The organism is Caldithrix sp., assembly GCF_056497305.1.
Genome location: NZ_JBSMDE010000013.1, coordinates 1 through 26,295, shown reverse-complemented (window position 1 = coordinate 26,295; position 26,295 = coordinate 1). Strand labels below are relative to the sequence as shown.

Annotated in this window: 17 protein-coding genes; 4 read left to right on the top strand and 13 right to left on the bottom strand. The window is 44.5% G+C overall.

Annotation, left to right across the window (positions count from 1 at the left end; translation table 11 throughout):
* Positions 1 to 9: 9 nt before the first annotated feature.
* Both ACWB0I_RS01070 and ACWB0I_RS01065 read right to left on the bottom strand, forming a co-directional pair.
* Positions 10 to 1,386, bottom strand: a complete 1,377-nt coding sequence (locus tag ACWB0I_RS01070; RefSeq protein WP_479386177.1) for a cytochrome ubiquinol oxidase subunit I — start codon at positions 1,384 to 1,386, stop codon at positions 10 to 12.
* 20 nt (positions 1,387 to 1,406) lie between these two features.
* Complete coding sequence (locus tag ACWB0I_RS01065; protein ID WP_479386176.1) at positions 1,407 to 1,850, bottom strand: RrF2 family transcriptional regulator; 444 nt, start codon at positions 1,848 to 1,850, stop codon at positions 1,407 to 1,409.
* Between the two features lie 358 nt (positions 1,851 to 2,208).
* Between ACWB0I_RS01065 and ACWB0I_RS01060 the strand changes: the two genes are divergently transcribed.
* Entirely contained in the window at positions 2,209 to 2,862 is a 654-nt protein-coding gene (locus ACWB0I_RS01060; RefSeq protein WP_479386175.1) for a hypothetical protein, read from the top strand.
* A 759-nt stretch (positions 2,863 to 3,621) separates the two neighbouring features.
* Here the strand turns inward: ACWB0I_RS01060 and uppS are convergent.
* Complete coding sequence (gene uppS / locus ACWB0I_RS01055) at positions 3,622 to 4,380, bottom strand: polyprenyl diphosphate synthase (protein WP_479386174.1); 759 nt, start codon at positions 4,378 to 4,380, stop codon at positions 3,622 to 3,624.
* A gap of 140 nt (positions 4,381 to 4,520) precedes the next feature.
* Here uppS and ACWB0I_RS01050 point away from each other — a divergent pair, with 140 nt between their 5' ends.
* Positions 4,521 to 7,265, top strand: a complete 2,745-nt coding sequence (locus ACWB0I_RS01050) for an nSTAND1 domain-containing NTPase (protein WP_479386173.1) — start codon at positions 4,521 to 4,523, stop codon at positions 7,263 to 7,265.
* A gap of 427 nt (positions 7,266 to 7,692) precedes the next feature.
* On the opposite strand, the gene odhB is transcribed toward ACWB0I_RS01050, so the two are convergent.
* The 3 genes from odhB to ACWB0I_RS01035 all read right to left on the bottom strand — a co-directional run bounded on the left by odhB (position 7,693) and on the right by ACWB0I_RS01035 (position 12,707).
* Positions 7,693 to 8,910 carry a 2-oxoglutarate dehydrogenase complex dihydrolipoyllysine-residue succinyltransferase gene (gene odhB / locus ACWB0I_RS01045; protein ID WP_479386172.1) on the bottom strand — a complete coding sequence of 406 codons (1,218 nt, stop codon included), beginning with the start codon at positions 8,908 to 8,910 and terminating at the stop codon, positions 7,693 to 7,695.
* Positions 8,907 to 11,630: a 2-oxoglutarate dehydrogenase E1 component gene (locus ACWB0I_RS01040; protein ID WP_479386171.1), complete on the bottom strand. Its 2,724-nt coding sequence runs from the start codon at positions 11,628 to 11,630 to the stop codon at positions 8,907 to 8,909. The genes odhB and ACWB0I_RS01040 overlap by 4 nt, the downstream gene beginning before the upstream one ends.
* 303 nt (positions 11,631 to 11,933) lie before the next feature.
* Positions 11,934 to 12,707 carry a GNAT family N-acetyltransferase gene (locus tag ACWB0I_RS01035; protein ID WP_479386170.1) on the bottom strand — a complete coding sequence of 258 codons (774 nt, stop codon included), beginning with the start codon at positions 12,705 to 12,707 and terminating at the stop codon, positions 11,934 to 11,936.
* Positions 12,708 to 12,971: 264 nt separating this feature from the next.
* Here ACWB0I_RS01035 and ACWB0I_RS01030 point away from each other — a divergent pair, with 264 nt between their 5' ends.
* Positions 12,972 to 13,784, top strand: a complete 813-nt coding sequence (locus ACWB0I_RS01030; protein WP_479386169.1) for an acyltransferase — start codon at positions 12,972 to 12,974, stop codon at positions 13,782 to 13,784.
* Positions 13,785 to 13,790: 6 nt separating this feature from the next.
* Here ACWB0I_RS01030 and ACWB0I_RS01025 read toward each other — a convergent pair whose 3' ends face one another.
* From ACWB0I_RS01025 to ACWB0I_RS01005, 5 genes are all read right to left on the bottom strand, one after another.
* On the bottom strand, positions 13,791 to 14,084 hold the full coding sequence (locus ACWB0I_RS01025; protein ID WP_479386168.1) for a GIY-YIG nuclease family protein: 294 nt from the start codon (positions 14,082 to 14,084) through the stop codon (positions 13,791 to 13,793).
* A gap of 439 nt (positions 14,085 to 14,523) precedes the next feature.
* Positions 14,524 to 15,309: a DUF3108 domain-containing protein gene (locus tag ACWB0I_RS01020; protein ID WP_479386167.1), complete on the bottom strand. Its 786-nt coding sequence runs from the start codon at positions 15,307 to 15,309 to the stop codon at positions 14,524 to 14,526.
* A gap of 386 nt (positions 15,310 to 15,695) precedes the next feature.
* Positions 15,696 to 18,221: a T9SS type A sorting domain-containing protein gene (locus ACWB0I_RS01015; protein ID WP_479386166.1), complete on the bottom strand. Its 2,526-nt coding sequence runs from the start codon at positions 18,219 to 18,221 to the stop codon at positions 15,696 to 15,698.
* Between the two features lie 195 nt (positions 18,222 to 18,416).
* Positions 18,417 to 20,219 carry a family 16 glycosylhydrolase gene (locus ACWB0I_RS01010; RefSeq protein ID WP_479386165.1) on the bottom strand — a complete coding sequence of 601 codons (1,803 nt, stop codon included), beginning with the start codon at positions 20,217 to 20,219 and terminating at the stop codon, positions 18,417 to 18,419.
* Between the two features lie 12 nt (positions 20,220 to 20,231).
* The gene (locus tag ACWB0I_RS01005) at positions 20,232 to 22,238 is read right to left on the bottom strand and encodes a cellulase family glycosylhydrolase (protein ID WP_479386200.1); all 2,007 of its coding nucleotides are present in this window, start codon (positions 22,236 to 22,238) and stop codon (positions 20,232 to 20,234) included.
* An 828-nt stretch (positions 22,239 to 23,066) separates the two neighbouring features.
* On the opposite strand from ACWB0I_RS01005, the gene ACWB0I_RS01000 reads away from it, so the two are divergent.
* On the top strand, positions 23,067 to 24,314 hold the full coding sequence (locus ACWB0I_RS01000) for a hypothetical protein (protein ID WP_479386164.1): 1,248 nt from the start codon (positions 23,067 to 23,069) through the stop codon (positions 24,312 to 24,314).
* Between the two features lie 66 nt (positions 24,315 to 24,380).
* Here the strand turns inward: ACWB0I_RS01000 and ACWB0I_RS00995 are convergent, their stop codons facing one another.
* Positions 24,381 to 25,274 (bottom strand): FkbM family methyltransferase, encoded by an 894-nt coding sequence (locus ACWB0I_RS00995; RefSeq protein ID WP_479386163.1) that lies wholly within the window; start codon positions 25,272 to 25,274, stop codon positions 24,381 to 24,383.
* 17 nt (positions 25,275 to 25,291) lie between these two features.
* A complete protein-coding gene (locus ACWB0I_RS00990) occupies positions 25,292 to 26,215 on the bottom strand; it encodes a hypothetical protein (protein ID WP_479386162.1) in 924 nt (307 codons plus the stop codon).
* Positions 26,216 to 26,295 lie beyond the last annotated feature (80 nt).

The following is a 26,295-nucleotide window of genomic DNA, read 5'->3' as shown; positions in this document are numbered from 1 at the left end:
CCTCTCAAATTAATGAAGCGCTTCGGCTGTTTTGGTACCAGCCATCGCGTATTTTTTCAACAAATAAACATCAACAACCATTAAAACACCATAAACTAAGGTGAGCACAATTAATGAAAAGGCCACCTCGCCGACACTCACAACCATGGAAGGCGTAACAGCGTCCTGTGTCTTGAGTATGCCAAAAACAATCCAGGGCTGCCGACCGACTTCCGTCAAAATCCATCCGGCTGAATTGGCGATAAACGGCAGGGCAATCGCCCAGAGCATTACTCTCTTTACCCAGGGTTTGAATTCGTAGTTGTCTTTCAGCACATAGACAAGCAGGTAAATTGAAAGAATTAACATCAGAATTCCAGCACCTACCATGGCCCGGAAACTCCAGTAATTAATAACCATGGGAGGAATGTAATCGCCAGGGCCGTACTTTTGCTCATACATCTTTTGTAATTCATTGACCCCCTTGACCTCGCCCTCCAGAGAGTTGTAGGCCAGAATACTCAGTAAATGAGGAATACGAATGGAAAACACCTCTCTTTTTCCGGAAAGGTCTCCAATGGTCAGAATTGACAGACTGGCCGGATTTTCCGTTTCCCATAAGGCTTCGGTAGCCGCTACCTTCATGGGTTGAATCTTCATCGTGTGCTGCATTTGCGTGTGCCCCAATAAGATCACCAGCACCACCCCAATGAATCCATAAATCGTTCCAAATTTAAGCGAAAGCTGGTAGGCTTCCTGATCTTCACTCTTTTTAAACAGATGAAACACACTGATGCCGATCACAAAAAAGGCAGCCGTAGCAATCCCACCGGTCAGCACATGCGGAAACTGAACCCAAACATTGGGATTAAAGACCAGCTCAGCAAAATTGGTCATCTGGGCCCGAATCACATTTCCGGCTTCATCGGTGATTAATTTGTAGCCCTGGGGCTGTTGCATGAAGGAGTTGGCAATTAAAATCCACAGGGCCGAAAGATTGGAGCCAATGGCCACCAACCAGATGGCTGTGGCGTGCAACTTTTTGGAGAGACGATCCCAGCCAAAAATCCAGATGCCTAAAAAAGTCGATTCCAAAAAGAAAGCCAGCAAGGCTTCAATGGCCAGCGGAGCTCCGAAAATATCACCCACAAAACGCGAATACTCTGACCAGTTCAGACCAAACTGAAATTCCTGTACAATTCCAGTCACGACCCCCATGGCAAAATTAATAACAAACAGCGTACCCCAAAACTTGGTCATCCGCTTGTACACCTCTTTACCGGTGCGCACATAAGCCGTTTCTAAAATGGCCACAAAAATAGAAAGGCCAAGCGTAAGAGGCACAAAGAAAAAATGGTAAACTGTGGTGATGGCAAACTGCCATCGTGCTAATGCTAAAGCACTCATAGCAACCTCCTCGTTAATAATTAAAGGGACAAAAGCGTCTCCAATTCATGATCATATATCACCAAATCACTAATCATTTTCTCTTTCATGCGTTGCTCCAGCATCTCCTGGAGTTCGCCAAAAAAATGATGAATTTTACAAATGCCAATGATGGGACAAATCACCGGATTGCGTAAACATTCATTGACGACCGAATCAAAATCCATGGCCACTAAAATATCATAAACGGAAAGGACATCCGGAGAAGGCTTCAGGAAAATTCCCCCATTGCGTCCCTGGGTAGAACCTATGATGTTGGCCTGACGAAGTTTAAAAATTATTTTGCTGGCAAATGGTCTGGAAATGCTTAAAGCCTGGGAAATTTTATTAGCAGATATGGGTTTACCGCGTTCCTGACCTGCAAGGTAGGCACAAATGCGAACTGCGTAATCGTATTCCCGTTTTATCAGAGTGCTAATCTTCATTTAAAAAACAGCGCCTTTCTCCAAAATATATTACCACAACAGTATAATTTAATCAATGATTTTTTTTTAGGCAAGTCTTTTTTAACTTTTTTTATTTTCTCAAGTCGGAGCCATTAAGGGAGGAAACATTCTGGGATTAAAATTTTGAGGCCACGTAAGCAAGAAACCATTTCATCTGTAATTCTGTGTTTAAAAAATTGCCTATCCTGGAAGCCTTACCATTTTTCAATTGCAGCGTATCGGGAAATTCTGATCGGTGTGCTTTCAAGAATCTTTCTTTGCTTTTCGTCAGTAAAACTTTCTTGAAACATATTAATTTTCGTGTAAATTTATTTACAAAAGAAAGATGAGGTGTTGTATGAAAATTCGTCGCGTTATGGTTACCATTTCCTTGATTCTGCTACTTGTTTTTAGCCAGAGTTTTGCTCAAAAAGCCGATTCCAGTTTTCATTTTGGCATTTATCTGGGCTCATCAATGCCGCAAGGCAATTACGCTGCCAGTCATGGTGAAAAGTCCGGTTATGCTTTGAACGGCATTGGCGCCATGTTTGATGTACGTCTTCCCTTCAATAAACTGAGCTGGCAGTCGAGTTTAATCTTATCCAGCAATAGCGCTAATTCCAACGCCATGCAAAATCAGTTAAGCGGTATGGGGGTAGTTTCTGACGATCATTTTACGGTTTGGGCTTTGAGCGGTCTGGGATTACGCAAAGCCATTTCCGAAAATGTGGTGGTCTATGGTCTTGGACAACTGGGTTTATTTCATTCCAATTATCCGGATATTTACACCGATGATGGAGACAAAAAAACGACCTACACTTATTCTACGGCCAATACAATCGGCTTTGCTCTGGGCGCCGGTCTTTCCGTCTTCCGCATTAATCTGGCGGTTCGTTACTGCATGGCCACCCCCTCTTACGAGCGTTCAGGCGATTGGCTGGGCGGCAATGGCGCAAAAAAGCTTTCCATTTCTTCTAACAATTTATTTATTTTGCTGGGCTATGAATTCTAAGGCAGCACGGCCGCAACCCAAAGACATTTTCACAAGGATTTAATCAACCACAGAGCGCACAGAGAAGCATTTTTAAATTAAAAATTACGAATTATGAATTAATTTGCGAGGGGGCAACTTATGCCCAGGCGGTGAGGAACCGTGCCGGCATGTCATTCTGAGAATCCCTTACCATTCGCAGGCGCAACGTAACTTGATTTTTGGCTCGAGGCTTTGTAAGAGCGATGACAGACACTCTTTAACCATTACACTCTTATACTCTTACACTCTTACACTCTTAATTCTTCTCCTCCAACAGCGGAAGTCTTTTCACAAATTAGTCATCATCCCATCGATCTTTAGTCTGTCCAAAAAGGCGAGCTTTTGTTTTAAAACCCATCCCACCGCCCCCCTTCCCTTTAAAAAAAGGGAAGGGGGCCGGGGGGTTAGGATCTTCATCTTAAAAATTTTAGCATCCCGCTAAGCGGGATTATAAGTTTTGAAGGAAGTATTCTAAGCCACAACCATTAAAAAAGCCACAAAGGCACGAATTCTTTTTTTGATTCGAATCACCATTCTACCTTTCGTCTGCTGTACAGGCAAAGGGCAAACAGCATCGTTGCAAAGAATTTTTTACTTAAATCGGGAATTTAGATCAATGAGGGCAAATCATAAAAATTTTTAACTGTCCAACATGTTCCCTGGATTAAAGATAGGAGCATTAAAAGATTTCAGGAAGGGGATGATCGATTTTAAGACGCCTGGCAAGATCGGATCATATCAGGCCATTACGGTTTGCGCTACCTGTGGAACGGTACCAAATCTTCGCTCTCGAGAATGAAAATCGGCTACAGCGCGAGCTAATTCTTCTTCTGTGAAATCGGGCCACATGGTTGAAGTAAAATAAAATTCGGCGTAAGCACATTCCCACAACAAAAAATCGCTCAGGCGTTGTTCTCCTCCGGTGCGGATTAAAAGATCGACATCCGGCGCTGCATCATTGGAATGCATGGCGCGTGCTAAATATTCGGCAAAGCGTTCTTTGGTTAAATCGAATTCATCGGCTGCCATTTGAGCAGCGCGCATTAAAACCTCGCGCGCCGAATAATCAATAGCCAGACGTAAATGCAGGTTGCGGCCCGAAGCGGTTTTTTGTTCGGCATCTTCCATCTGGGCCACCAGCTGGGGGCTTAAGCGGTCGCGGCGGCCAATGAATGAAAGTTTCACGCCATTTTTGATGCTGGTTTTAACTTCGCTACGCAATTTGTTTTGCAGAAGCTGCATCAACATATTGACTTCCTGTGGCGGACGTTTCCAGTTATCGGAAGAAAAAGCGTAGAGCGTGAGGGTAGAAATGCCATATTGGGGTGCGGCTTCAATAATTCGTTTAGCCGTTTCAGCCCCTTCACGGTGTCCCCAAAAGCGAGCTTTACCCCGTTGTTGAGCCCAGCGGCCATTGCCATCCATAATAATAGCCACGTGCAATGGGTTGCGCTGGGTTTTGGGGCTAACCGTTGTTAATTTTAGATGTCCGTTCATCTTATCCTCTGTAATTATTTTGCTTAAAGCCAATGAATGTTTTAATTTTACCTTCTATGATGCAGCTTATGAATGATAGTAATTACTCAATGTATGGCAAATAATCATGAGATATTTGTGAGAAAAAGTTAAAATCTGATATGAATAATACAATTGTCGGCTTTCGTTTTGGTGAGTTTGAAATCGATTTAAAAAACAGACTATTAAAAAAACATGAGCAGCAAATTCCACTCACCTCAAAATATTTTGATGTACTGGTTCTGTTGATCGAAAACAGTCAGCAACTTACCAGCAAAGAGCAGATCTTTAATACGGTATGGAAAGACACCATTGTCACCGAATCGGCTTTAAGCCAGTGTATTAAAGATATTCGTAAAAGTCTGGGCGATGATGCCCGCCAGCCAAGGTTTATTAAAACCATTTCAAAACATGGCTACATGTTTATTGCTCCGGTTGAACCCATTTTGAGTGAACGGTTTCAAAAAAGCGATTTACCAGAACATATTAAAAGGCCTTACAAATTTCTTGATTACTTTAGTGAAGAAGACCAGAATCTGTTTTTTGGTCGGGAAAAAGAGATCGAACTCCTCTTTTCGAAGATTCTAGCTCATCGCTCTTTTATCCTTTACGGCAAATCGGGTGTTGGTAAAAGTTCACTGGTGCGTGCCGGATTGGTGCCTGCCTTTAAATCGCGTGGGCATTCGGCTTATGTGATTCGCAGCTTTCACGACCCAGCTGAGCAATTACTCTATGTTTTAAACACCATCGCCGGAGAGCATAACGGTTCTCTTAAACAGATTCAGTGGCTTCCCTTATTACAAAAAATCAAGGCGCTCTCCCCAAAATCGTACCATGTCATTTTTTTCGATCAGTTTGAAGATTTTTTCTTGCTTCTCCCTGAAACTGAACGTCAACAATTGCTCAAAGCCTTTGAGTATCTGCTTAGCATGGAAGATTTGCCTCTGCGCACGGTCTTTGTGCTTCGAGAAGATCTATTGGCCGAGATGAATCTTTTCAAATATATTTTACCCGGTATTTTTCACCATGAGTACCGCTTATTAAAATTAGAACGGGAGCAGGCTGTGCGTGCCATTATTGAACCGGCAAAGGTGGTGCAATGCCCTATTGAAAAAGACGTGGCGGCCTGCCTCTTAGATGATTTGGGGCAAAGCAACGAGTCCATCGATCCGCCGCAATTACAGATTGTATGTGATGCGCTGTTTGATGCTCGCGACAAGCAGATTGGCATTACCTGTCAGGAATACAGAGCGCTGGGCGGAGCTTCACAAATTCTGGAAAGTTACATGACGCGCGTCCTGCAACGTTTTAGCGGAGAGAGGCTCGATCTGGTTCGAGAAATTTTAAAATCACTGATTACACTAACAGGTCAACGCCTGGTGGTGCCGTTTGAAACCCTGGTCAGCCGTTTTGTGAACAGTGGCATTTCGGCCAAATTAATCTCAGACCTCATTTATGAGCTATCCGATACGCGGCTAATTCGCATTGGGCGTCAGGAAGGAAAAAGCTGGATTGAACTAAGTCATGATTTTTTAATTCCTCAGATCAGAGAATGGATTTCAGAAGAAGAAAAAGGTTTACGCCAGGCCAGTGCCATTCTGGAACGCGGATTGGAAGCGTACAATCAACATGCTTTGTTGCTCGACCAGGACGCCTTGCAAATCGTTCTTCCATTTGAGCACCATCTTAAACTCACACCGGAAGAGGCCAACTTTCTGGCCCGCAGTCAATTGTACCGGGGTTACGTGCTTTCTGAATGGCTTAAAAAACGCGTTCCGCTTCTGCCTCAAATCCTTATTGAATCGTTCCAGAGCGCGGACCCGGCTGTACGCATGGCGGCCGCCGAATCGGCCATTAACATCATGCACCCAGAAGTTGGTCAGGCCTTGTACCACCATGCACTCTGGGATGAAGATTTAAATGTGCGCAAAACCGCCAGCGTTATTTATCTGAAAAATTACGGTCTGGAAGGACAAGTAAAATTAAGCAAGGGGAAAAACCAGAAAAAGGCGGGACTCATTCGTCGAGCCGTTAGCCTGGCTTTTGCCCGCGATTTTGACATTCACCTGGTGTACCTGCGCAAGTTACCCCTGATCATTGCCTTCCTGGTCACTACCGGGCTGATCTGGGTCCGTCTCTACCGAAACCGTAAACAAATTTCCAAAAAGATTTCCGGCGCCACCTTTGGTGCCACGGTTTCCGGCCTGGTTGTGGGCTCCATGCTTACCGTATTGCTGGCCTTATTAAAACATCACCACTCGTTCGAGACCATAACCTATTTACTGGTCCTGATTTCCCTGGGCGGAATGGCTGCCTTCTTCGCCGGATTGGGCATCAGTAGCGGCATTGCTACCATGCGTTACGTGACCTATCGCCACAGTTTGTGGTGGATGGTAGTCGGTGGTACATTGGGCGGCCTGGTGATCGGCAGTATTATTAATTTGATTGGCGTGGACATCCTGCGTACTCTTTTCGGGCAGGAGTTGATTAACATTACCGGGGCGCTGGAAGGTACCATTCTCGGCTTTTGCCTTTCGCTTGGGCTGACTATCTCTGAAATATTCTATCCGCAACACCGCCTGGCTAAAATTTTTACCGCTGCTCTTTTTTCGACCATCGGCGCTATTACGCTCTCCCTGTTCGAAGGCAATCTTTTCAGTGGCAGTATTGCTGCCATCTCCCGTTCGTTTTCCAGGTCGCAGATCAATCTGGAACCGTTTGCCTCTTTATTAGGAGAGGTTCACTTTGGAATCTTATCGCGACTGGTTCTAAGCTCCATCGAAGGATTTTTGTTTGGCGGCTTATTTACAGCCGGCATGGAGATCTTCGGCAACCGACATGAAGAGTTCGAAAATACCAGTATGTAAATTGTTAAAACACTTTCTTCAAAAATCTGATGTCTTAAGGTGCCTAAATTTATTCAAGGGTTGAATGGCCTGCCCTCCCAAATTGTCATTTCGACCGATGCGCGGAGCGGAAGCGATGGGCAGAGCAGGGCCAGGTATCTTTCCTGAATGTGTCATTCCGGCCGAGCATAAGCGAGAACCGGAATCTCTTCAATCATGTATGGGATTCCTCTCACAAGCCCTCACCACCTAACAAAAATTGGGATAGGGGGAAATTCAACCTGGCAGTGTAGGGCTCGAGCTAAAGCTCGAGTTACGTTTGATGCGGGCATTCGAAATGACAGGTTGCACTGGCCTTCACTCTGTTCTCCCTTGTTGGTTAATGGCTGCAACAGAGCCGTTTTTTTTAGCTTCGCTCAATTGAAATTAAAAAATGATCCCTGACTTGTTACACCTCAAGCAACAAACGCATGGGCTGCTCGATCAATTCTTTAATACGCACCAGAAATTGGACCGATTCCTTTCCATCGATTACACGATGGTCGTAAGACAGAGCCAGGTACATCATGGGCCGGATGACCACCTGTCCCTCAACGGCAACCGGCCGTTCCTGAATATTGTGCATGCCTAAGATGGCCGTTTGCGGAATATTAATCAGAGGCGTTGAAAGAAGCGAGCCAAACACTCCGCCATTGGTAATGGAAAAGGTGCCGCCTTTTAATTGTTCGATGGACAATTTTCGGTTGCGAGCCGCTTCGGCCAGATGAGCCACTTCTTTTTCAATTTCAGCCAGATTTAACGTTTGTACATCTCGGATTACCGGAACGACCAATCCGCGATCCGTTGAAACGGCAATGCCGATATCCACATAGTCATGGTAAACAATATCATCCCCATCAATTCTGGCATTCACTGCCGGAAACTCCATTAGAGCCTGCGCGGCCGCCTTAATAAAGAAGGACATAAAACCCAGCTTAACACCTTGTTTCTTTAAAAACGTCTCTTTATAAGTCTGACGCAGGTTAATAATTTCGCTCATGTCCACTTCATTAAACGTTGTAAGCATGGCCGTCGATTGCCGGGCCTGAACGAGATGTTGGGCAATGGTTTTGCGCAGGGTGGACATGCGTTCGCGGCGCTCTTTTCGTGCCGGCTCCGAAACCGGTTCCTGGTCCAAAGGACGCTTAGCCGTTATTTCAGACGATTCGACCGGTTGCTCTTTTAACAGGCTTTCCAGCCTGGCCTTGGTAATGCGCTCATCATTAGAAAACCTGGAGAGCAGGGATTCATCGATCTTTTGCTCCTGAATGAATTTCTGAGCAACGGGACTGATTTTAGGTCGTTGTTTTTGGCCCGTTTTAACCGGGCTTTTTACTTCCTGACTGACAGGCGCCTCCTGTGGCGCGGTTTCTTTTTTTGCAGGTTGACTTGCATCCGTCTCAATGATAGCAATGGGGCTCCCGATGGCCACGGTCTCCCCCTCTTTGGCCAAAAAGTGTATTTGACCGCTGTCCTCAGAAACTACTTCCAGGGTTGCCTTCTCCGATTCGATTTCACAAATCACTTCATCCTGTTCGACGAAATCGCCTTCTTTTTTCAGCCATTTACCAATGGTTACTTCGCTAATGGATTCGCCGACTTCCGGTGCTTTAATCTCTATTTTCATTTCTTTTTCAACTCTTTCTTTGGGAAAACTTTTTCTAACAAGCTGTTTTGTTCATCCATATGTTTTTTAAATGAACCTGTAGCCGGCGCAGCGCTGGCCGGACGGCTAACAATTTTCAGATCTAATGTTTTTAATTGTTTTTCAATAAACCACAGGGCTCCGCCATTGGCCGGTTCTTCCTGCGCCCACCAGATTTCTGCCGCTTCCGGGTAGGTTTTTAATATCCGATCCAATTCCTTTTGGGGAAAAGGATAGATTTGTTCTAGACGTATCAAGGCTGTAGTCTGGTCGTTCACCTCGCCCCTGCGCTGTTTAAGATCGTAATAAAATTTACCGGAACAGAGCACTACACGCTGAACCTTTTTGCTCTGTATTTGCGGATCCGCTAAGACGGGCTGGAATTTGCCTTTAGTCAATTCCTGGATTGAGCTTACACATTCAGGATGGCGCAACAGACTTTTAGGCGTAAAAACGATCAGCGGTAAGCGGAAAGGTAATTTGACCTGTGAGCGTAACAGGTGGAAAAAATTGGCCGGTGTCGTGCAATTCACGATACGCAAATTGTTATTGGCGGACAGCAATAGAAAACGCTCCATTCGGGCTGAGGAGTGGTCCGGGCCGTGGCCTTCGTAGCCATGCGGTAAAAAAAGTACCAGGCCATTCGATCGTTTCCACTTCTCTTCTGAGCTGGCAATAAACTCATCAATAACGATTTGCGCCCCATTGGCAAAGTCACCATATTGAGCTTCCCAGATGGTTAAAGCATAGGGCATGGCGCAGGCGTAACCGAATTCGAAGCCCATTACAGCGTATTCAGACAGAGGAGAATTGTAGATGAAGAAGGGGGCCTGCTCTGGGGACACGTGCTGCAATGGGATGTACGGCGTTTCATCGTCCTGTGAAAAAATCGCTGCGTGACGATGGGCAAAGGTACCGCGCACACTATCCTGTCCGCTTAACCGAACTGGTACGTTTTCCTGCACTAACGTACCATAGGCCAGTAATTCGGCCATGCCCCAATCGATTTTCCGGCCCTCTGCAAAGCGTTTCTGGCGTTCTTCGTAAATTTTAAGGATCTTTGGCAGCGGATTTAACTGTTCAGGAATATGAAAAATGGCGCCGGCAATTCTGGTGAGTTCGTCCAAAGGGACGCCCGTCTCCGGAACGGACAGCGACGCGTTTTCAGGTTTTGTTTTCTGGTCGCAAGTTTCCTGTTCCTGCTCGCCGGAAATATGTTGTTTTGTGGTGCGTACCCAATTTAATTTTTCCTGTAATAAAGCCTGAAACTCCTTTTCCATTTTTTCCGCCAATCCCCGCTCTATCTCGCTGCGATTCAATAATTTATGATAATAAATGGTTCGCGGATCGGGGTGATTGGCAATGGCCTGATAGAGTTTTGGCTGTGTGAATCGGGGTTCATCTCCCTCGTTATGGCCATAGCGTCGGTAGCCCAGTAAATCTATGAAGACATCGGTGTGGAACTTTTGCCGATATTCCATGGCCAGCCGCACCACGTGCACTACAGCTTCGGCATCGTCTGCATTGACGTGAAAAACGGGCGAAAGCGTTACTTTGGCCACATCGGTGCAATAGGTGCTGGACCGACCTTCCAGATAATTGGTGGTAAAGCCCAATTGATTATTAATGACCAGATGAATGGTTCCACCGGTTGTGTAACCCTTTAGCAAAGACATCTGGATCACCTCGTAAACCACGCCCTGGCCGGCAATGGCCGCATCCCCGTGGATCAGAATCGGTACAATTTTATTCACATCGCCCTGATATTGCGTATCCATTTTAGCCCGCACCATGCCTTCAATAACCGGGTCCACGGCTTCCAGGTGGGAAGGATTGGGGGCCAGATTCAATTTGACTTTTTTGCCCTTAGCGGTTTTTAAAACGCTGGTGTACCCTAAGTGGTATTTTACATCGCCGGAAAAGGAGCCTTCCTCTAACGGGAAATCCTCGAATTCGGCAAAAATCTCTTCATAGGTTTTTTCAAGGATATTGGCCAGTACATTTAATCGCCCGCGATGGGCCATCCCCAAAACAAATTCTTCTATTCCAAGTTGGGCGCCATGTTCAATTAAAAAATCCAGACCCGGAATTAAGGTTTCGCTGCCCTGTAGCGAAAAACGTTTTTGCCCCAGATAGCGTTTATGTAAAAACGTTTCAAACACCAAAGCCTCATTGAGTTTTTGCAGAATGCGCTTTTTGTCTTCAATGGACAATTGCGGTTCATTCTTTGAAGATTCCATTCGCTCACGCAGCCAGGCTACACGCTCCGGCACACGAATGAACATGAATTCGGCTCCAACAGAACGGCAGTAGGTGTGATTTAGATGCTCGATGATAGCCTTCAGCGGCGCAGGACCAATACCGATTAATTCACCAGCCTGAAACACCGTGGACAGGTCTTTTTCCGTTAAACCAAAATTCTGAATATCCAGCGTAGGTGAATATTTTCGTCTTTGTCGGACCGGATTTGTTTTAGTAAATAAATGCCCTCTGGTGCGGTAAGCGTGAATTAATTCCACAACGCGAAACTCCTTGGCCATATGACCGTCCGGAGTCGCATCTCCGGACTGCAGCCCGATTTCAAAGCCCTCGAAAAACTGGCGCCAGCTTTCATCAAGCGACGAGGGATCTTTTTTAAACTGTTCGTACAGCGTTTCCAGGTAACCTGGATGAAGATGATCTAAATATTGTATTGCCTGCATTATTTTCCCTTTAAATTTTCATATAGATGTAACGGTTTTTAGCAGGGTGTTATTTCTTAACGATCACTTAAAACGAAGAAGGTTCTCGTAGTGTGTCATTTCGCATTCCGATTTATCGGGGGTAGGAATCTTTTACACTGGCATCCCATTCGTAAGCGCAACGTAACTCGAGCTTTTTGTAAGTGCGAAGAAAGATTTCTCCGCTCTTGCACGTCGCTTCCGCTCCGCACATCAGTCGAAATGACAACCAGGGGTGGCTTCAGTCTACCAGTGTTTTCCTTACTTTGTAGTAAAGAAACCCTGCTATCTGGTCGTTCCAAACAGTTTTTGCCATTTATCGCGCAATAAACTCATGCGCAGCACATCGTACGGTTTGCCGTCGATCTGTACTTCCGAATACAAGATGCCTTCCAGCTCGAAGCCAAACTTACTGTTAAGGTTAATGTTTTTAATATTGGTGTCCAATGAATGAATGTAAATTTTCTGGAAATTTAAAATTTCAAAAACGTAGTACAAAAACAGAAAGGTCGAAATTTTTCCAATGCCCCTGTTCCTGAATTCCGAAGCGCCGATGAATTTTTTCATCTCCAGTTTTTTATTGGCTTCATCGATGTTCTCGGCGCCAATGATGCCCACCAGATGTTCTTTTAAATATTTAACAGCAAAATACTGTCGATGCGCTGCTCGTAATAAATACTCTTCCAGTTTCTGTCTGTTTTGAGGGAAAAATCGAATAAACGTTTGACTGATCTCGCGTTGTTTCAACCAATCGCAAATGCTGGGAATGGCCTCTTCCATGAGCGGTTCAATGTGCACATCACCAAATATTATTTTTCGCTCGATATGCCAGCGATCCTTCAATTTAGAAATTAACAGGTCCTGACTGTACGTACCATTGTTATTAATCGGTTTTTTCTGTAATACATGATCCAACAGTTGGGTCGAAACGTTAATAATATCACTCTGATCCACGCCGTAATTGACCAGTTCTTTGTAAAAAGAGTGGGTAACCAGTTTAATAATCTGTCGATGTTTTTCTTTTTCGAGCTGTTCTAGCTCGTTTTTTGTTTCCAACATGCTTCACCTATTTTATCATGTTTAAAATAATCTTAGTCAATAATATAAGATAATTTTTCAAGTTGACCAAACTTTGAGCAAACGCAAAAAATTACCAGAATTATTTTTTTCATTCCAGAAAGCTTAATTTTAATAGTCAAATGTCGATTTATCTATTAACCTGGAATTGAAATTAGAATAATTTTTGTGCTATTCAACAAAAATGAATGGCAGGATCATTTTAATTTACAGAAGTTAAAAAAATAAAAACAAGGAATATGCCCAATGCAAGGAAAGAAAAGAGCTTACAAAGAGAACATTCTGACCACCAAATCCAATCTGAGCGGTTTAGCTGGGGTATTTGAACGATTATTAAGAAAATTTCGTACAGGGATGTTTTTAGCCGCTTTGCTGCCCCTTTATTTTGTAGGCATTATTGCCATGGGTATTTCGGCCACGCCAGGGGTCTATTTTTTCTTCTGGGTTAAAAGTGTTACAGCCGGCTGGGCGCCTGTGTTTCATTATTTTATGATCAGTACTGCTGGGGTGATGGCCTATTTTCTCTATGGCTTTTGCCTGATTTTTGTGGTACCTTTTTTTAATTTTTTAATTCCTTTCAGGATAAAACCATTCCGCGGCAACTACTTCTCTTACCATAGTGTTCCCTGGTACATTCATAATGCCCTGACCTATATTGTCCGTTACACCTTTTTAGAATTTATCACTCCCACTCCATTAAATGTTCTTTTTTACAAGATGATGGGCATGAAAGTAGGAAAAGGCGTACACATCAACACGACCAATATTTCGGATCCAGGTTTGATTGAAATTGGCGATTATGTGACCATCGGCGGTTCAGCCACCATTATTGCCCATTACGGACAAAAAGGCTATCTGGTTCTGGAAAAGGTTAAAATCGGGGACGGGGTTACCATCGGAATGAAATCGACGATCATGGGCGACGTTGAAATCGGGCCCGGCGCCATGATCGCTCCGCACGAAGTGATTTTACCCAAATCGCGCATCCCGGCGCATCGAAAACCGCCTAAAAACAATCGGAACGAAACTAAACAGATGATTGCTGAAAAAAATCTTTAGGCAGGTTTAAGTACCCTTCGCTGGAAAAATTGGTTGACATTTTTTAAAGCGAATGATGCGATAGCTCTGCCCGGTAAATTTTTCTTGCCACAAATCGGCAAGGTCTTTCAATTCCTTTTGTGCATCGGTTGTCTTATCATCATGCTCAAGCCGGTCTAATATGCGAAAACGGATAGCAGAGCCACCCTGGGTGTTCCAGATTTCCTGTAAATTTTTTATGCGATGCGTTCCAAAGCGCAATTTGGCCTTGTGCCGATTTATTCTGGCCGGCAAATCCAGCGTAGAGTCTATGGCAGCCAAGCCACAACCAAAATACTTCTTAAAAAAATGACAGACCGAGGGCCAGGAACCCTTTAACTCTTATACTCTTAACTCTTCCCCTGCAACAGCGGAAGTCATTTCACGAATTAGCCCTCACCCCCTCAATCCCCCTCTCCCAGAATAAAAATCTGGGAGAGGGGGAAGGCTTGTGTGGGAAATTTTCTCACTTATGTTGAAAATACCATTCACGAACAATGGGAATTCGCTATGTCAGCTCGATGCTCATTCAACCATTCAACAAATCAACAATTCAACAATTTCATTTGCTCACATAGCACAAAAATTTTCGCATCCCGCTAAGCGGAATTATAAGTTTTGAAGGAAGTATTCTAAATAAACGGTAGCGTCAAAATCCGATTCAATGAGATAAACACCTATTTCTGGCTTAAATTATTTGTAAGCCTTTTTGATGGTCGATTTATTCATAGTGCCAGTTTTTCCACTTTTCCAATTCTACCGTCACATTGCCAATAAAAACCTTCATCAATGCTTTTAAAGGCACGCGACGATGGTCAGCCGTAAACCATCCCTGATAATCGCCGGTAACCCCGGCAATACCTTTGATGTAAAATTTCCCCTGCACCTTAACGGTGGTAAAATCCTTTTTAATGTTTGAAATACTTATTTTTTCCAGTTCCTGTGCAAAACGCATGTCCAGAGGACCGATCTCATCATTAATAAAAGTAAATAACTTAAAAGATCTTCCGGGCTGAGCATTTCCCCGGGCAAAAAGAGTCAGAGAGATTCCATCATACAAAGTGTGCTCAAGAATTATGGTCGCTTGTCTTTTTACGCGTGTGGTATCATCCGCATCCAGCACCTGCATCAGTGCCTTTTTATTCTGATAATCAAATTGATAGAGCAGGAGATTACGATCGCCGTTATTGTTTTCATTGACCATGTACACCACAGGACGAAAAAGCGAATCGACCAGGCATTCATAGCGATTATGAATGTTCACGAATATTAACATCGGATTGGAATCCATCAGCAATTTAATTCGGTACAATTTCTGGCTTTTGATTTGAACCGTATCTTCTACAATCATCTTTAATGTACCCAATCGGATGAACGACCACCTAACTTTCCAGGTAAGTTGTTCACCAATTTGCCAGCGAAAAGGCGGAATCTCATCGGCTATTAGCGGTTTTTGCCAGAAACCGCACATTGTTAGCAGAATGATGATCAAAATAGTTTTTTTCATCGTACATTCCCTTCGCCAATTGATTCAGGGGATAATAGCCACACAGCATTTTCCTTTGCTTAATTTTTTTTTCTCTCTAAAGGCCAATAACTCCTTGAATGGTTGTAAACCTGCCAAATGCCCCTCTACCTTCGGTAATGGTTCGGAATATTGACCAGCGTAAAAGTTAGTGTAAGGTAAAATGTCTTAATTAAATTTTCAATATTTTTTCCTTCTTTTACCCAGGAGGACAAGAAATTAAGCCAACTGCATCTTAATTAAAAAACTATTTCGGCAGTACGATAAGAGAAAATACATTTTGCAGAGCACAAAAAATCGGTTAGAAATAAAACAATAAAGCCGACTCCACCAGGAGTCGGCTTTAATTAGTCTTCCCTGACGAAATGCTATTTCATCAATAGCATTTTCCTGGTCTGGACAAAGTCACCTGCTTTAAGCTGGTACATGTACACACCAGAAGAGAGGTTACCGGCATCAAAGGAAACCTGATGTGTACCTGCACTTTGTTTCTGGTTAACCAGAGTGGCAATTTTTTGTCCCAGTACATTGTAAACCGTCAACTCGACCTGCACATTTTTAGCCAATGCGTAAGCAATAGTGGTTGTCGGGTTGAATGGATTGGGGAAGTTCTGTTCCAGACGGAAATCAGAAACAACACTCACCGGATCATCAATAGCCGTTTCAACACCGGCTGTATCGCCAATCCAGGTGTAGCTCCAGAACTGTGCCCCCTGCCATGAGGTATCGTTATTTTTTTCGGAATAAGACAGAATACCCTCACGTACATTGGTGGCATCCGAATCATGGATCACCAAATCCAGCGGAATGCGCATACCATTAACCGGATGGAAACGCGTATCACCGGCTGCGCCACCGGTTACCAACGAATCCAGCGGGATGCGCACCTCAATGGCCCAATCCGAAGCCCCAAAATCGGTAAAGTTGTAATTGTCCGATGGATTAGGGAACATGGCAGGAGTAAAGCCCACCTGATCTACATGTAAACCGTCTTTAAGCAACACGATTTTGTAATCGGGTTCTTCGCCACGCTCAAAGCCAATGTGCTGATGGGTAAAATTGTACAGGCCGATGTACACTTCAATCATGTCGTCTTCCCAGAAGTTTCCTGCCGGATCATAGCTGTAAATATCATCCAGAACATCAAATCCCATGTACAAATATTCGTCATCCACAGCCAGATAACAGGTTGCGGTCAGGTCATTGTCATCGGTGAAGGTTCCACCGGCAACATGGCTTACCGAGGGCATCAGTTCGAAAGGCATAATAACCTGAGGATCCCACTCGGCCAGATCGCCATCTGCGACAAAATTTTCCGGCGGAGTTAGAGAGATGGTCGGAATGCCTTTGGCTGTATTTTCGATTGCACCGGATACACCAGGTTCGGAAACATTTCCAGAAGCATCTTTACAGGTTACGGCATAGTATCTGGTCACGGGTTTATCTTTCAACGGATAGTAGATAAAATGGGCAACGGACTGCGTGCCTTCCGGAACATTGTCGGCGACAATTTCCACCCCATCTGCGGTCACATCGGTGATCGGCTGATCCGAAGTGTACACAGTGTACGATTCGCCCTCTTCACCAGGTACATCCTGCCAGATCACCAGGTTGTAATAATCTGCCGGTACAGCAGAAACGTCCGTGGGCGCAGCCGGAGGGATGACATCGATAAGCGGATTACCCGTCCACAGGTCTGTAATCAAAATCGTTTTACCGGCCGAAGAAACGCCATTGGTCATAAACTGCAAAACCGTGACATGGCTGGAATCAAAGTTGGCCGTACCGTCCTGATAGGGAAACTCACTCAATTTGAACGCATAATCATGCCATTGATTGTCTGCCACCGGGTCAAACACCATGCCGCGTTTGACATTGCCATCTTCAAACTGGACACGCAATGGTCCGGTGCCTTCCTCTGCTTTCATCTTAAATTTCAATGAATCGGTAGCCCAGGTAAAGGCCATATTATAGGGAGGATCAATGTTCCAGCCGGCACCGCTCCAGCCATTCCCCCATTCATCACCAGGAATCCATTGAAGGGCATTCTTACCTTCCGGGCCGACACCTTCTACCACTTCCATAGAAGATTGTCCCCAGGTAAATCCATTTAATGCCGAGGCCAGTGTTTTGCCATTAAAAAAGACAAAGGCTTTGGCAGCTGGAGAATACAATACTATGTGATCGATAATGATCGTTCCCTGTGAATAATCGCCTTCACCGGCGCCACTAATCGAAAATTCAATAGAAAAGCCTTTAATCTTATCCAGGTCTAAAACATCATTGCCTTGAATGCCGGCCCAACCTGTACGGTTAAAGCCCTGTCCGCCCCATTCGTCAATATTGGGATCGTCCCGGACATCTTTTAAGACCATTTTGAACACGTGCCAGCCGGGTTCATCATCCAGAATGTAATGGAACGAATAATAGTATTCACATTCAGTCACATCATAAGTTTTTGCGCCGTTTGGTGCATCCGACACATCGTGCAAATTGAAGCGTAAATGAACACGTCCTGGTAAACTTTGTGGAACCGCATTATAGTACCAGACCATGATAGAATCATAATTGGACCAGTCGTACACGGCATTGGAATCGGGGTTCCAGTGTTCCAGTTTGGTATAGCCGCCCCAGCCTTCCGTGTTGTGCGCAGAGTAATCCATTTTGAACGCACCGCTTCCGGAATAGACGATATCATTGACATAACTGTAATGGATCCAGCCATAAGCAGAATCTGCATTGGCATTGGTTTGATAATGCTGTCCACCGTGATTATCAAACCAGGCCCAGAAGTTGGTGTCTGCCGGAGCTGCATCAAAATCATCAAAGAGAATTTGCTCCTGGGCAAACATCAATAACGGGATTAACAAAATTAACAGGAAAATACGACTCATAGAGTGTCCTCCTCTTGTTGGTTACTGTTTTTGGTTAAACTACTTTTGTTAAACTTGGTCTGCAATTTGTAGTACCCCTCCTTTCTTGTATATTTTTAAGTTTTGCACGATGTCAATTCTAATTTCTTTTCGAAAGCGGATCGACGAAAAATCGGTATTCCTAACACCTTCATTCGCCTTCTGCAGAACCGCTTTTCACTTAATGAGTATTAATTTGTTCATAACCGAAATTTTCCCTACTAAAGTGGCTCTGACAAAATAGATACCACTCGCTCCTCCTGCCGGCCAGCGCAGCCGGTGTCGACCAGGAGCAAGATTTCTTAAGGTGGCCTGCCAGATGCTCTGGCCCTGTACGGTAAAAATTTCAATGTTCACATCCCCCCTTTTTTTGAGATCGATCAGTAAATTGGTTGTCTGATTAAATGGATTGGGATAACTCTTTAGCATCAGAATCGATTCCGGTATCACTGCCCATTGTCGTTCAGACAGCTGTGTAGCTATGGGCTCTACTTCAATGGTATTTAACAGAGTGTGCCCCACACGGGCTGTAAAATGGACGGTGAGCAGCCCATCATTTACCATGACCGAATCGGCGACAAGGGCTCCGGCTGTCCGAAATCCAAAAGCTTGAAATGGGTCCAACCGATTGGCCACCTTGCGACCGTTAACCAGAATATCATAAACCCGCTTGCCTGTTTCCTGGAATTCATTTTCACAAATGCGTAATGTAACGCGGTACAAACCATCGGGCAAACGTAGCCGATAATGTACCAGTTCCCTCCGTTGGCTCCAGAAGAGAGAATCCTGATCGGTCTGGCTGATTTCAGGATGATCATCAAAGGTGTCGGCATATCCATCTTCATAACCATAAAGCCGATCCGGGAACCATTCCTGATCGCCTAAATAGGGGCCTAATGTATCGCCACCCACATTAATCAAAATAGGAAAGGGAAGATATTTTTGTGGCCGAATGGTTTTTACCTGGCCGGTCTGTTTGTTGGTCGGCTGAGCGCGGTCTTGCACATTTAAACAGACCACATTGTACGTACGCTCCGCATCCAGTCCCTCTGTGATCAACTTTACGGTTCGACCATCAGCCAGTAACTGCGCATTCAGAATTCTGGTGCCCGGGATGGCATAGTTGGCCAGCGTAACGGCGGAAAGGGAATCGGGTTGTTCATTAAATTTAATGTACACTTGATCTTCCAGAGCCCAGACCCAAAGCATGGTCGGTGGCTGTACATCCACACCTTTAAGATGATCGGGATCGGTAAGACACAGAATCAGATAGCCATCCTGGAACAGAATATTTTCCGGTGTAAAGTCGCAAAGATTGCCGCTAAAGGTGTGCGTGGCCATTTCCCAGCGCGTTGAATCAAAAGCATCAAACTCATCCTTCCACAGCAGTGTAAAGTTGTTATCGGTTCCACAATCGCCGGAATCCGGCGTGTAGGCGGCGTAGCTCACATAGTCGTAATAGGCTAAAAGCGGTAAGTTCTCGTCAAACCAGGGACCCGACCAGCGCTCATATTCCTGATTCCAGATATTCATCATTATTTTCTGGGGATACTGAAAATCGGAAATGAAATCTCCCTCCTGGCGATGGACTTCCTGTCCATCGATAAACCAGGCTATGTACTCAGGCGTCCATTCAAAGGCATACACGTGAAAATCGTCATGAGTGTTAAAATCTACCCATTGATGACTGGCTCTTATTTTTTGCCCGGGGCCTATGCTGGTCGTTTGCACCACATGATCGTAACGGCCTAAAATTTCAAAATCGATCTCATTCCATTCGCTCGACGAGCTAAAATCATGGAATGTAAAAAAGGAAGCCAGAGCCCCGCTACCGGCTGGCGGCCGATAGCGCGCTTCAAATCGGCCATACAGAAATGAATCTTTGGTGCGGTACTCGGCCCCTTTGTAATTTTTGCTCACAACGATAGTGAAAAAAGTTAAAACAACCGTTATGATTAACATGTTTGATTTAAAGTTCAACTTCTTACCCTGTTACTTTAGCAAAACCATTTTTTTGTACTTTACTTTTTTACCTGCCCGCACGCGATACAAATAGATGCCGGAACTGATCGACCGGCTTTGCGCATCACTTGTTGAAAAATAAAAATCTCCTTCTCCCACGCTCTCTTGATGATCTGAAAAAATATGTTGGCCCTGAAGATCAAAAATATCTAATTGAACGGTGGATCTTTGATCAACAAAAAAGGGAATTCGCGTAGCATTATTGAAAGGATTGGGGTAATTTTGCCCCAGTTCAAACTGAACAGGTAACGTGCCATGTCTTTCGACATCAGTGATCTTTACAAACTCCAGCTGACCGATATTGAACCCGCCATTCACAAATTTTAAGGTAAGAAGATGCTGTCCATTTTGCAGGCTAACATTTTTAATTGTAATGGTATCCCAGTTGTACCAACCACCGGTTTTGGGGATGGAAATGACATCGCTCAGAGGAACATCATCCAGTACTAACTGCAGTTTTCCGCCATCCTGGGCGCTGGCCACACGCAAAATAACATCGTACAAAGCGTGTTCTTTAACCTGTACGGTGTAGTTAATCCACTCCCCTGCTTCAATCCAGCCCACGCTGTATTGTGGGCCTGCGCTATCTTTGCTTTCTTCGATATCCACTCCATCGTTTCGGTACTGATAACCTGAGTTCCATGGATTAGAAACATCCCAATGGGTACGCTGGTATTCCGTATCATAATAGGCAAGGCCATTACCACCATAATCAAAATCGACGCAGTGGATGGTGCCGGGTATTTCCAGGTCTTTGTAGGGGGTGTTGCGCGTTAAAAAATCGGGATCAAACAGGGCCTGTAAAACATCGGGGCGAAAGTCGCAGTTTTCATATTTCAAATTTTCTGCACACTGCATTAAAACGCCAAAAGCGAATGATTGACCGGGCTTTGCGGCTTGACCGTTCCAGTAATCGACCAGAGTTTGAAAACCGGTAGCCAATCTGGCCGAAAAGGGGCTGGTGGTGGTCTCAAACTTTTTATGGGTCCACCAGCACCAGCTAATATCGTTTTCTTCCAGCAATTTGACCGCACTGGCAAACCAGTGGTTGGAATTTTCACCACTTTCCCCCATCCATAACGGCGTACCGTAGATTTTGCGTAGATTCAGATAACTTTGAATACTGCCCACGTCTGTTGTGCTCCAGTATTTATGAAAGGAGTAGGAAAGATTGGTGTCCCAGGGAGGATCGAGCGCAGTCAGATCTGTGCCATACCAGTTTCCTTCAATAAAAAGAATATGATTTTTATCAACCTTACGGATGGCCGAAGTGATGCGCATGTACAGGCTGCGCAACTCGGTGGCCGGATGGCCGTCAGGCAGGACAGGTTCATTCAGTAAATCGTAGCCTACAACCGTTGTGTCATTACGGTAGCGTTCCGCAATACGCTGCCATATCTCTACGGTACGATCCTGATTATCGGATTCGGTCCATAAGCGGGCCTCAATGCCGTCGCTGTCGCTGATGTTACTGGCGTTTTGTCCACCAGGCGCGCAATGCATATCCAGAATGACATATAATCGATTGTCACGACACCAGGCGATTAGAGAATCAATCACGCCAAAACCTTCTTCCAGATAGACGCCTGGCTGGTCTTCCGGAGAAAGCAACCGATAATTGAAGGGTAAGCGAATGGAATTAAAGCCCCAGGAAGAAATTAATTCAATATCTTTGCGGGATACGTAATTTTCGCGATATTTTTTCCAGAACTGCTGAGCATTGCTCTCGCCAATAACATCTACAACCTGGGCATTAATGGAAGAGGGAGAACCAAAACCAGGGGTGTGGAGCATGTACCCCTCCGGTACCAGCCATCCTCCCAGGCCAACCCCTTTAAAAAAGACTTCCCTGCCCTGATCGTTGATAAATTTTCCACTCTTACATTTGATAAAGGCTGAAGAAGGCTTGACCAGACTAAACATTAAAATCCCCATCAAGAACACAAAGTTCTTTTGAGCATGGTGAATTAAGTGCATCAAGCCAATCTCCTTAAATTAAATATCAATTGTTTTAAATTTACAATTTTAATGCCAATCCTGGAAAACGAAAGAATGCGCCCTTTTGAGCCTAACCTTGCGAATTTTATTATTTTTTCAATAAGAACAATTATTGAAATAATAATTGTGGACCTCCCTACCTGTCAGCATCAGAATGAGGAAGGGTGGCGAAAAAAAAACGCTGTCTACTTACCTTGCCCTCAATTGGCTATTTAAATACTTCTTTCAAAACTTCTAAGGCAGCAAAGCCGCAACCAAAAAATTTCTTTAAAAAATGACAGGCCGGTGCCCCGGAACCCTTTAACTCTTACACTATTGTCCGGCCGCTTTAGCCGGTTGGACGAGCCTGTATCCAAGAAGCGGGTTTTCCCCTTCGTTCCAACAGGTTGCGTTTTGTTCCTTCTCACTCCTGGTCCCTCCTCCCCGAAAATCGGGGCTAGGGGAAAATTGTGTCTTCAAAGGGATGTCTCGAGCTGAAGCTCAAGTTACGTTGTGCCTGTGAATTGTCTGCAGGTGTAAGGAATTTGTCCTCCCGCTAAAGCGACATTCAGGATGAAATGCCGGCACAGGCCTTCACCGCCTTGGCAGCATTTGACCTATCACAAAATAATTCATAATTTGTAATTTTTAATTAAAATTAATTCTTACTGCCCTTTGCGGTTTTTTAAAGGTTGCGTCTTTGCTGCCTGAGCGGTGTACATCTTTTAAGATTGCTTATTGTAAAAAAATTGTAATTTTAAATCTTTTAGCATTAAATTTAAGTGCTTTTAATCAGATCAGTACCAATTTAATCATGGGAGGTGGGCTATGAGGAAGCTATTTATGTTTTTGCTGTCGATTGGTGTTTCCCTGTTTTTTTTAAGTTCCTGTTCCAACGAATTACCTTTTGAAAACCAGAACCATCCTTCATCCGAAAAACAATCTGTACTTACGGTTCAACGATTTGAAGACTACACTGTTTATGAAGGGACGTTAATTACCGGCGCGTTGTTTAAGATCTGGATGCCGGAGGCCTGGAATGACGAATTGGTGCTCTTTGCCCATGGCTATGTGGATGTCACTCAACCGGTTGCCATCCCCGAATCGCAGATGACATTGGACGATGGCACCTATGTTCCCGATCTGGTAACAGAAATGGGCTATGCCTTTGCCACGACCAGCTACCGGGAAAATGGCTTTGCCGTTCAGGAGGCGATTATTGACCTGGTTGAACTGGAATTCAAATTTGAAGAGCTGTTCCCGGAACCGGAATTCGTTTACCTGGTTGGCGCCTCAGAAGGCGGGCTGGTTACAACCAAATCTCTGGAAATGAAAAAACTCTACGATGGCGGCCTGGCTCTGTGTGGCCCTATTGGCGACATTCAGAAACAGGTTAATTATGTGGGCGATTTTCGCGTGCTGTTTGACTACTTTTTCCCCGGTACACTTCCCGGCAGCCCCATTCACATTCCTGATGAGTTGATTCAGAATTGGGATGTGAAATATGTGCCCAGGATTTTAACCCTTCTTCAGGATTATCCGGAGCGCACTCAGGAACTCATTCGCTGTGCCAGAGCGCCCATCGATCCTGATGATCCCGAAAGCATTCCCAGAACCGTTCTGGGGGTTTTGTGGTACAATGTATTTGCCACCAACGATCTGGTAGAGCGCGTGGGCGGCAATCCCTTTGACAACATGGATCGTCAGTATCATGGTTCTGGCGACGATCAATACCTGAACAAAAATGTCCGGCGCTTTAGCGCCGATCCTGCTGCTCTGAACCGTTTGAAACAGCTATTTGACACGGACGGGCAACTGAACAGGCCGCTGGTTACCATGCACACCGTTGGAGATCCCATCGTTCCGGCCTGGCACGAACGCTTATATCGAGAAAAGGTATTTCCGGAAAATGGGCGGATCATGTACACCAATCAATTTGTCTGGCGTTACGGCCACTGCAACTTTACAAAGGAAGAATTGCTGCAGGGGGTTGAACTCATGGTGGAAAAGGCGAAACTCTTTCGGGCTCTGCAAATACCCCAACCAACAGTGGCCCGCAGATCAGGGAACCCATAGTTAACATTGCTGAAAGACAGGAACATTCATTCACAGTCCCCGGCCAATTCCTGGCAGGGGACTTTTTTATTGCAGCACTTCAAAATGGCTTTCTACTTTTTCTCTTTCCCGCTTTGGGACAAAGAGATAGTTACTATTTTTTAATTGGGAATGAATGCCAATGTCTTTAATTGCTTCCAGTTGCCCCTTCCCGCGAATCCGAAACAAAACATAATTGAGCTGTCTGAGCTCAGTGAGCAATCGCTTCTGTCGCTGGAAACGCAATTTTAAATTGGGACTGTTTAAGTGGTAAACGGGTAATATTTCTACAAGCAGAAAAGGATGCTGCTCCTGCAATGTACCCGTTAACCCATTGATAACTTCCAATTCGCCCCCTTCCACATCAATTTTAATCACCGCAATCCCGGGATTGCCCAGTTCCTGTAAAATAGCATCGCCTTTTACTGCCGGTACCATTTGTTCCTGTTCTGAGGTAGCAAACTTTTTGTATTCCTTTATGAGCGTAGAAGAAACATCGCTCCGGTGTCGTGTGTAAAAGGCCTGTAAATGAGTAGAATCGGAAAGCGCCAGGGGGAAAATCGTACAGTCTTTAAAACGGTTTTTGCGAATCAATTCCCTTAAGTAAAAATAGCTTCCGGCGTTGGGCTCAAATCCTAGATAGGGCGCCGAAATCTTTAAGCTCTTAAAACGCAACAAGCTTTGACCAATATTAGCCCCGGCATCCATAAAAGCGCCATCGGTAATTGTGTAAATACGCTTTAAGACTTCAACCAGCCAGGATTCGGTTTTTAGAAAATGGTAGAATCCCATGCCGTAAATGATGGGAATCCAGAACAAACGACCATCTATGGCAATGGGCAGAGAAAAATTCAGGCGATCAATAAAGGCGTGTACCACTTTGTACGGTAACCGTTTTTCATTGTTCAGGCTGGTTTCCAGTTTTAATAATCGATTCAGCATTGTGGTTCGGTATCTCCTTAAAGCATCCGAAATTTTTTCAGCGCCTGTTCATAACGTAAAAACCAATCAAAATGCGTGTCCTGCATTTGTTCCTGAAGTTCCAGCAAAAAGGCCGTTGTATTTCGGCCACCTATTCTCAGACGTTCCGTTTCTGCCAGATACAATAAATGCAAAAATTTCAGACAGGCCCCCTGTACTTCCAGAACTTTATTAGGATGTTTTTCCACTTTCTCTTTGATGAGCGAGGTAAACTTCTTATTCTTGATATCAATAAATAATTGTCCTTCTTCCCACAGGACAAAGGTAAGGTGAACAGAGAGAGTGGTCCAGTCATCAAATCTACCTTGTAAAAATTTGATCTTGTTTTGCATGGTTCTGGAAACAAAATATTGAGGTTGACAGACCTGAGGATCATTAAATAAGGCCAGAGTGTAACAAATTTTAGCCTGGCTGGTTTCATTGAGTTCATAATAAGCGGCCCCTTCTAACTGACGCAGGACGGGGTGTTCGCCAAAATGTGAGATGTAATTTTCTACAACAGCAATCGTTTTCTTAAATTCTTTGGCCTGAAAAAATATCTCGGCCGGATGCAGCTCTTCAAAAATAAAATCATAATCCTGCTCCGTCAAAAGGGCATTTAAAGCCTGATTAACGCCGGCCAAAAAAAAGCGGGCATCTTCGTGCAGGGCTTTTAGTTCGGGCATATTCATCAGGTTTTGGTGTACATTGGCCAGAAATAATATTTCATTGGGCTGCGCTTTTTGCAACTGGTCAGCGAATTTTTCCAGGGTTTGAATTTTCTCCGATAGATTGTCGGGCGCATCCACGGTTCTTTGCCAGAGGCGCAACTCTTTTAGCGCCATCTGAATATTAAACTGCGACAAAGATTGGCGATACAACTCCTTAGATTGATTTTCCACACTGAATAAGCTCAATTGCATCTAATTTTACTCCTGCTAAACTAAATTAAAATGCATGACAAAAAGATTTTGTGTTAATTGGTTTTCCTGCCTTCCATAAT

Coding starts and splice junctions, on each gene's coding strand:
- ACWB0I_RS01070 (WP_479386177.1), bottom strand. CDS start 1,386: ATGAGTGCTTTAGCATTAGCACGATGGCAGTTTGCCATCACCACAGTT.
- ACWB0I_RS01065 (WP_479386176.1), bottom strand. CDS start 1,850: ATGAAGATTAGCACTCTGATAAAACGGGAATACGATTACGCAGTTCGC.
- ACWB0I_RS01060 (WP_479386175.1), top strand. CDS start 2,209: ATGAAAATTCGTCGCGTTATGGTTACCATTTCCTTGATTCTGCTACTT.
- uppS (WP_479386174.1), bottom strand. CDS start 4,380: ATGAACGGACATCTAAAATTAACAACGGTTAGCCCCAAAACCCAGCGC.
- ACWB0I_RS01050 (WP_479386173.1), top strand. CDS start 4,521: ATGAATAATACAATTGTCGGCTTTCGTTTTGGTGAGTTTGAAATCGAT.
- odhB (WP_479386172.1), bottom strand. CDS start 8,910: ATGAAAATAGAGATTAAAGCACCGGAAGTCGGCGAATCCATTAGCGAA.
- ACWB0I_RS01040 (WP_479386171.1), bottom strand. CDS start 11,630: ATGCAGGCAATACAATATTTAGATCATCTTCATCCAGGTTACCTGGAA.
- ACWB0I_RS01035 (WP_479386170.1), bottom strand. CDS start 12,707: ATGTTGGAAACAAAAAACGAGCTAGAACAGCTCGAAAAAGAAAAACAT.
- ACWB0I_RS01030 (WP_479386169.1), top strand. CDS start 12,972: ATGCAAGGAAAGAAAAGAGCTTACAAAGAGAACATTCTGACCACCAAA.
- ACWB0I_RS01020 (WP_479386167.1), bottom strand. CDS start 15,309: ATGAAAAAAACTATTTTGATCATCATTCTGCTAACAATGTGCGGTTTC.
- ACWB0I_RS01015 (WP_479386166.1), bottom strand. CDS start 18,221: ATGAGTCGTATTTTCCTGTTAATTTTGTTAATCCCGTTATTGATGTTT.
- ACWB0I_RS01005 (WP_479386200.1), bottom strand. CDS start 22,238: ATGCACTTAATTCACCATGCTCAAAAGAACTTTGTGTTCTTGATGGGG.
- ACWB0I_RS01000 (WP_479386164.1), top strand. CDS start 23,067: ATGAGGAAGCTATTTATGTTTTTGCTGTCGATTGGTGTTTCCCTGTTT.
- ACWB0I_RS00995 (WP_479386163.1), bottom strand. CDS start 25,274: ATGCTGAATCGATTATTAAAACTGGAAACCAGCCTGAACAATGAAAAA.
- ACWB0I_RS00990 (WP_479386162.1), bottom strand. CDS start 26,215: ATGCAATTGAGCTTATTCAGTGTGGAAAATCAATCTAAGGAGTTGTAT.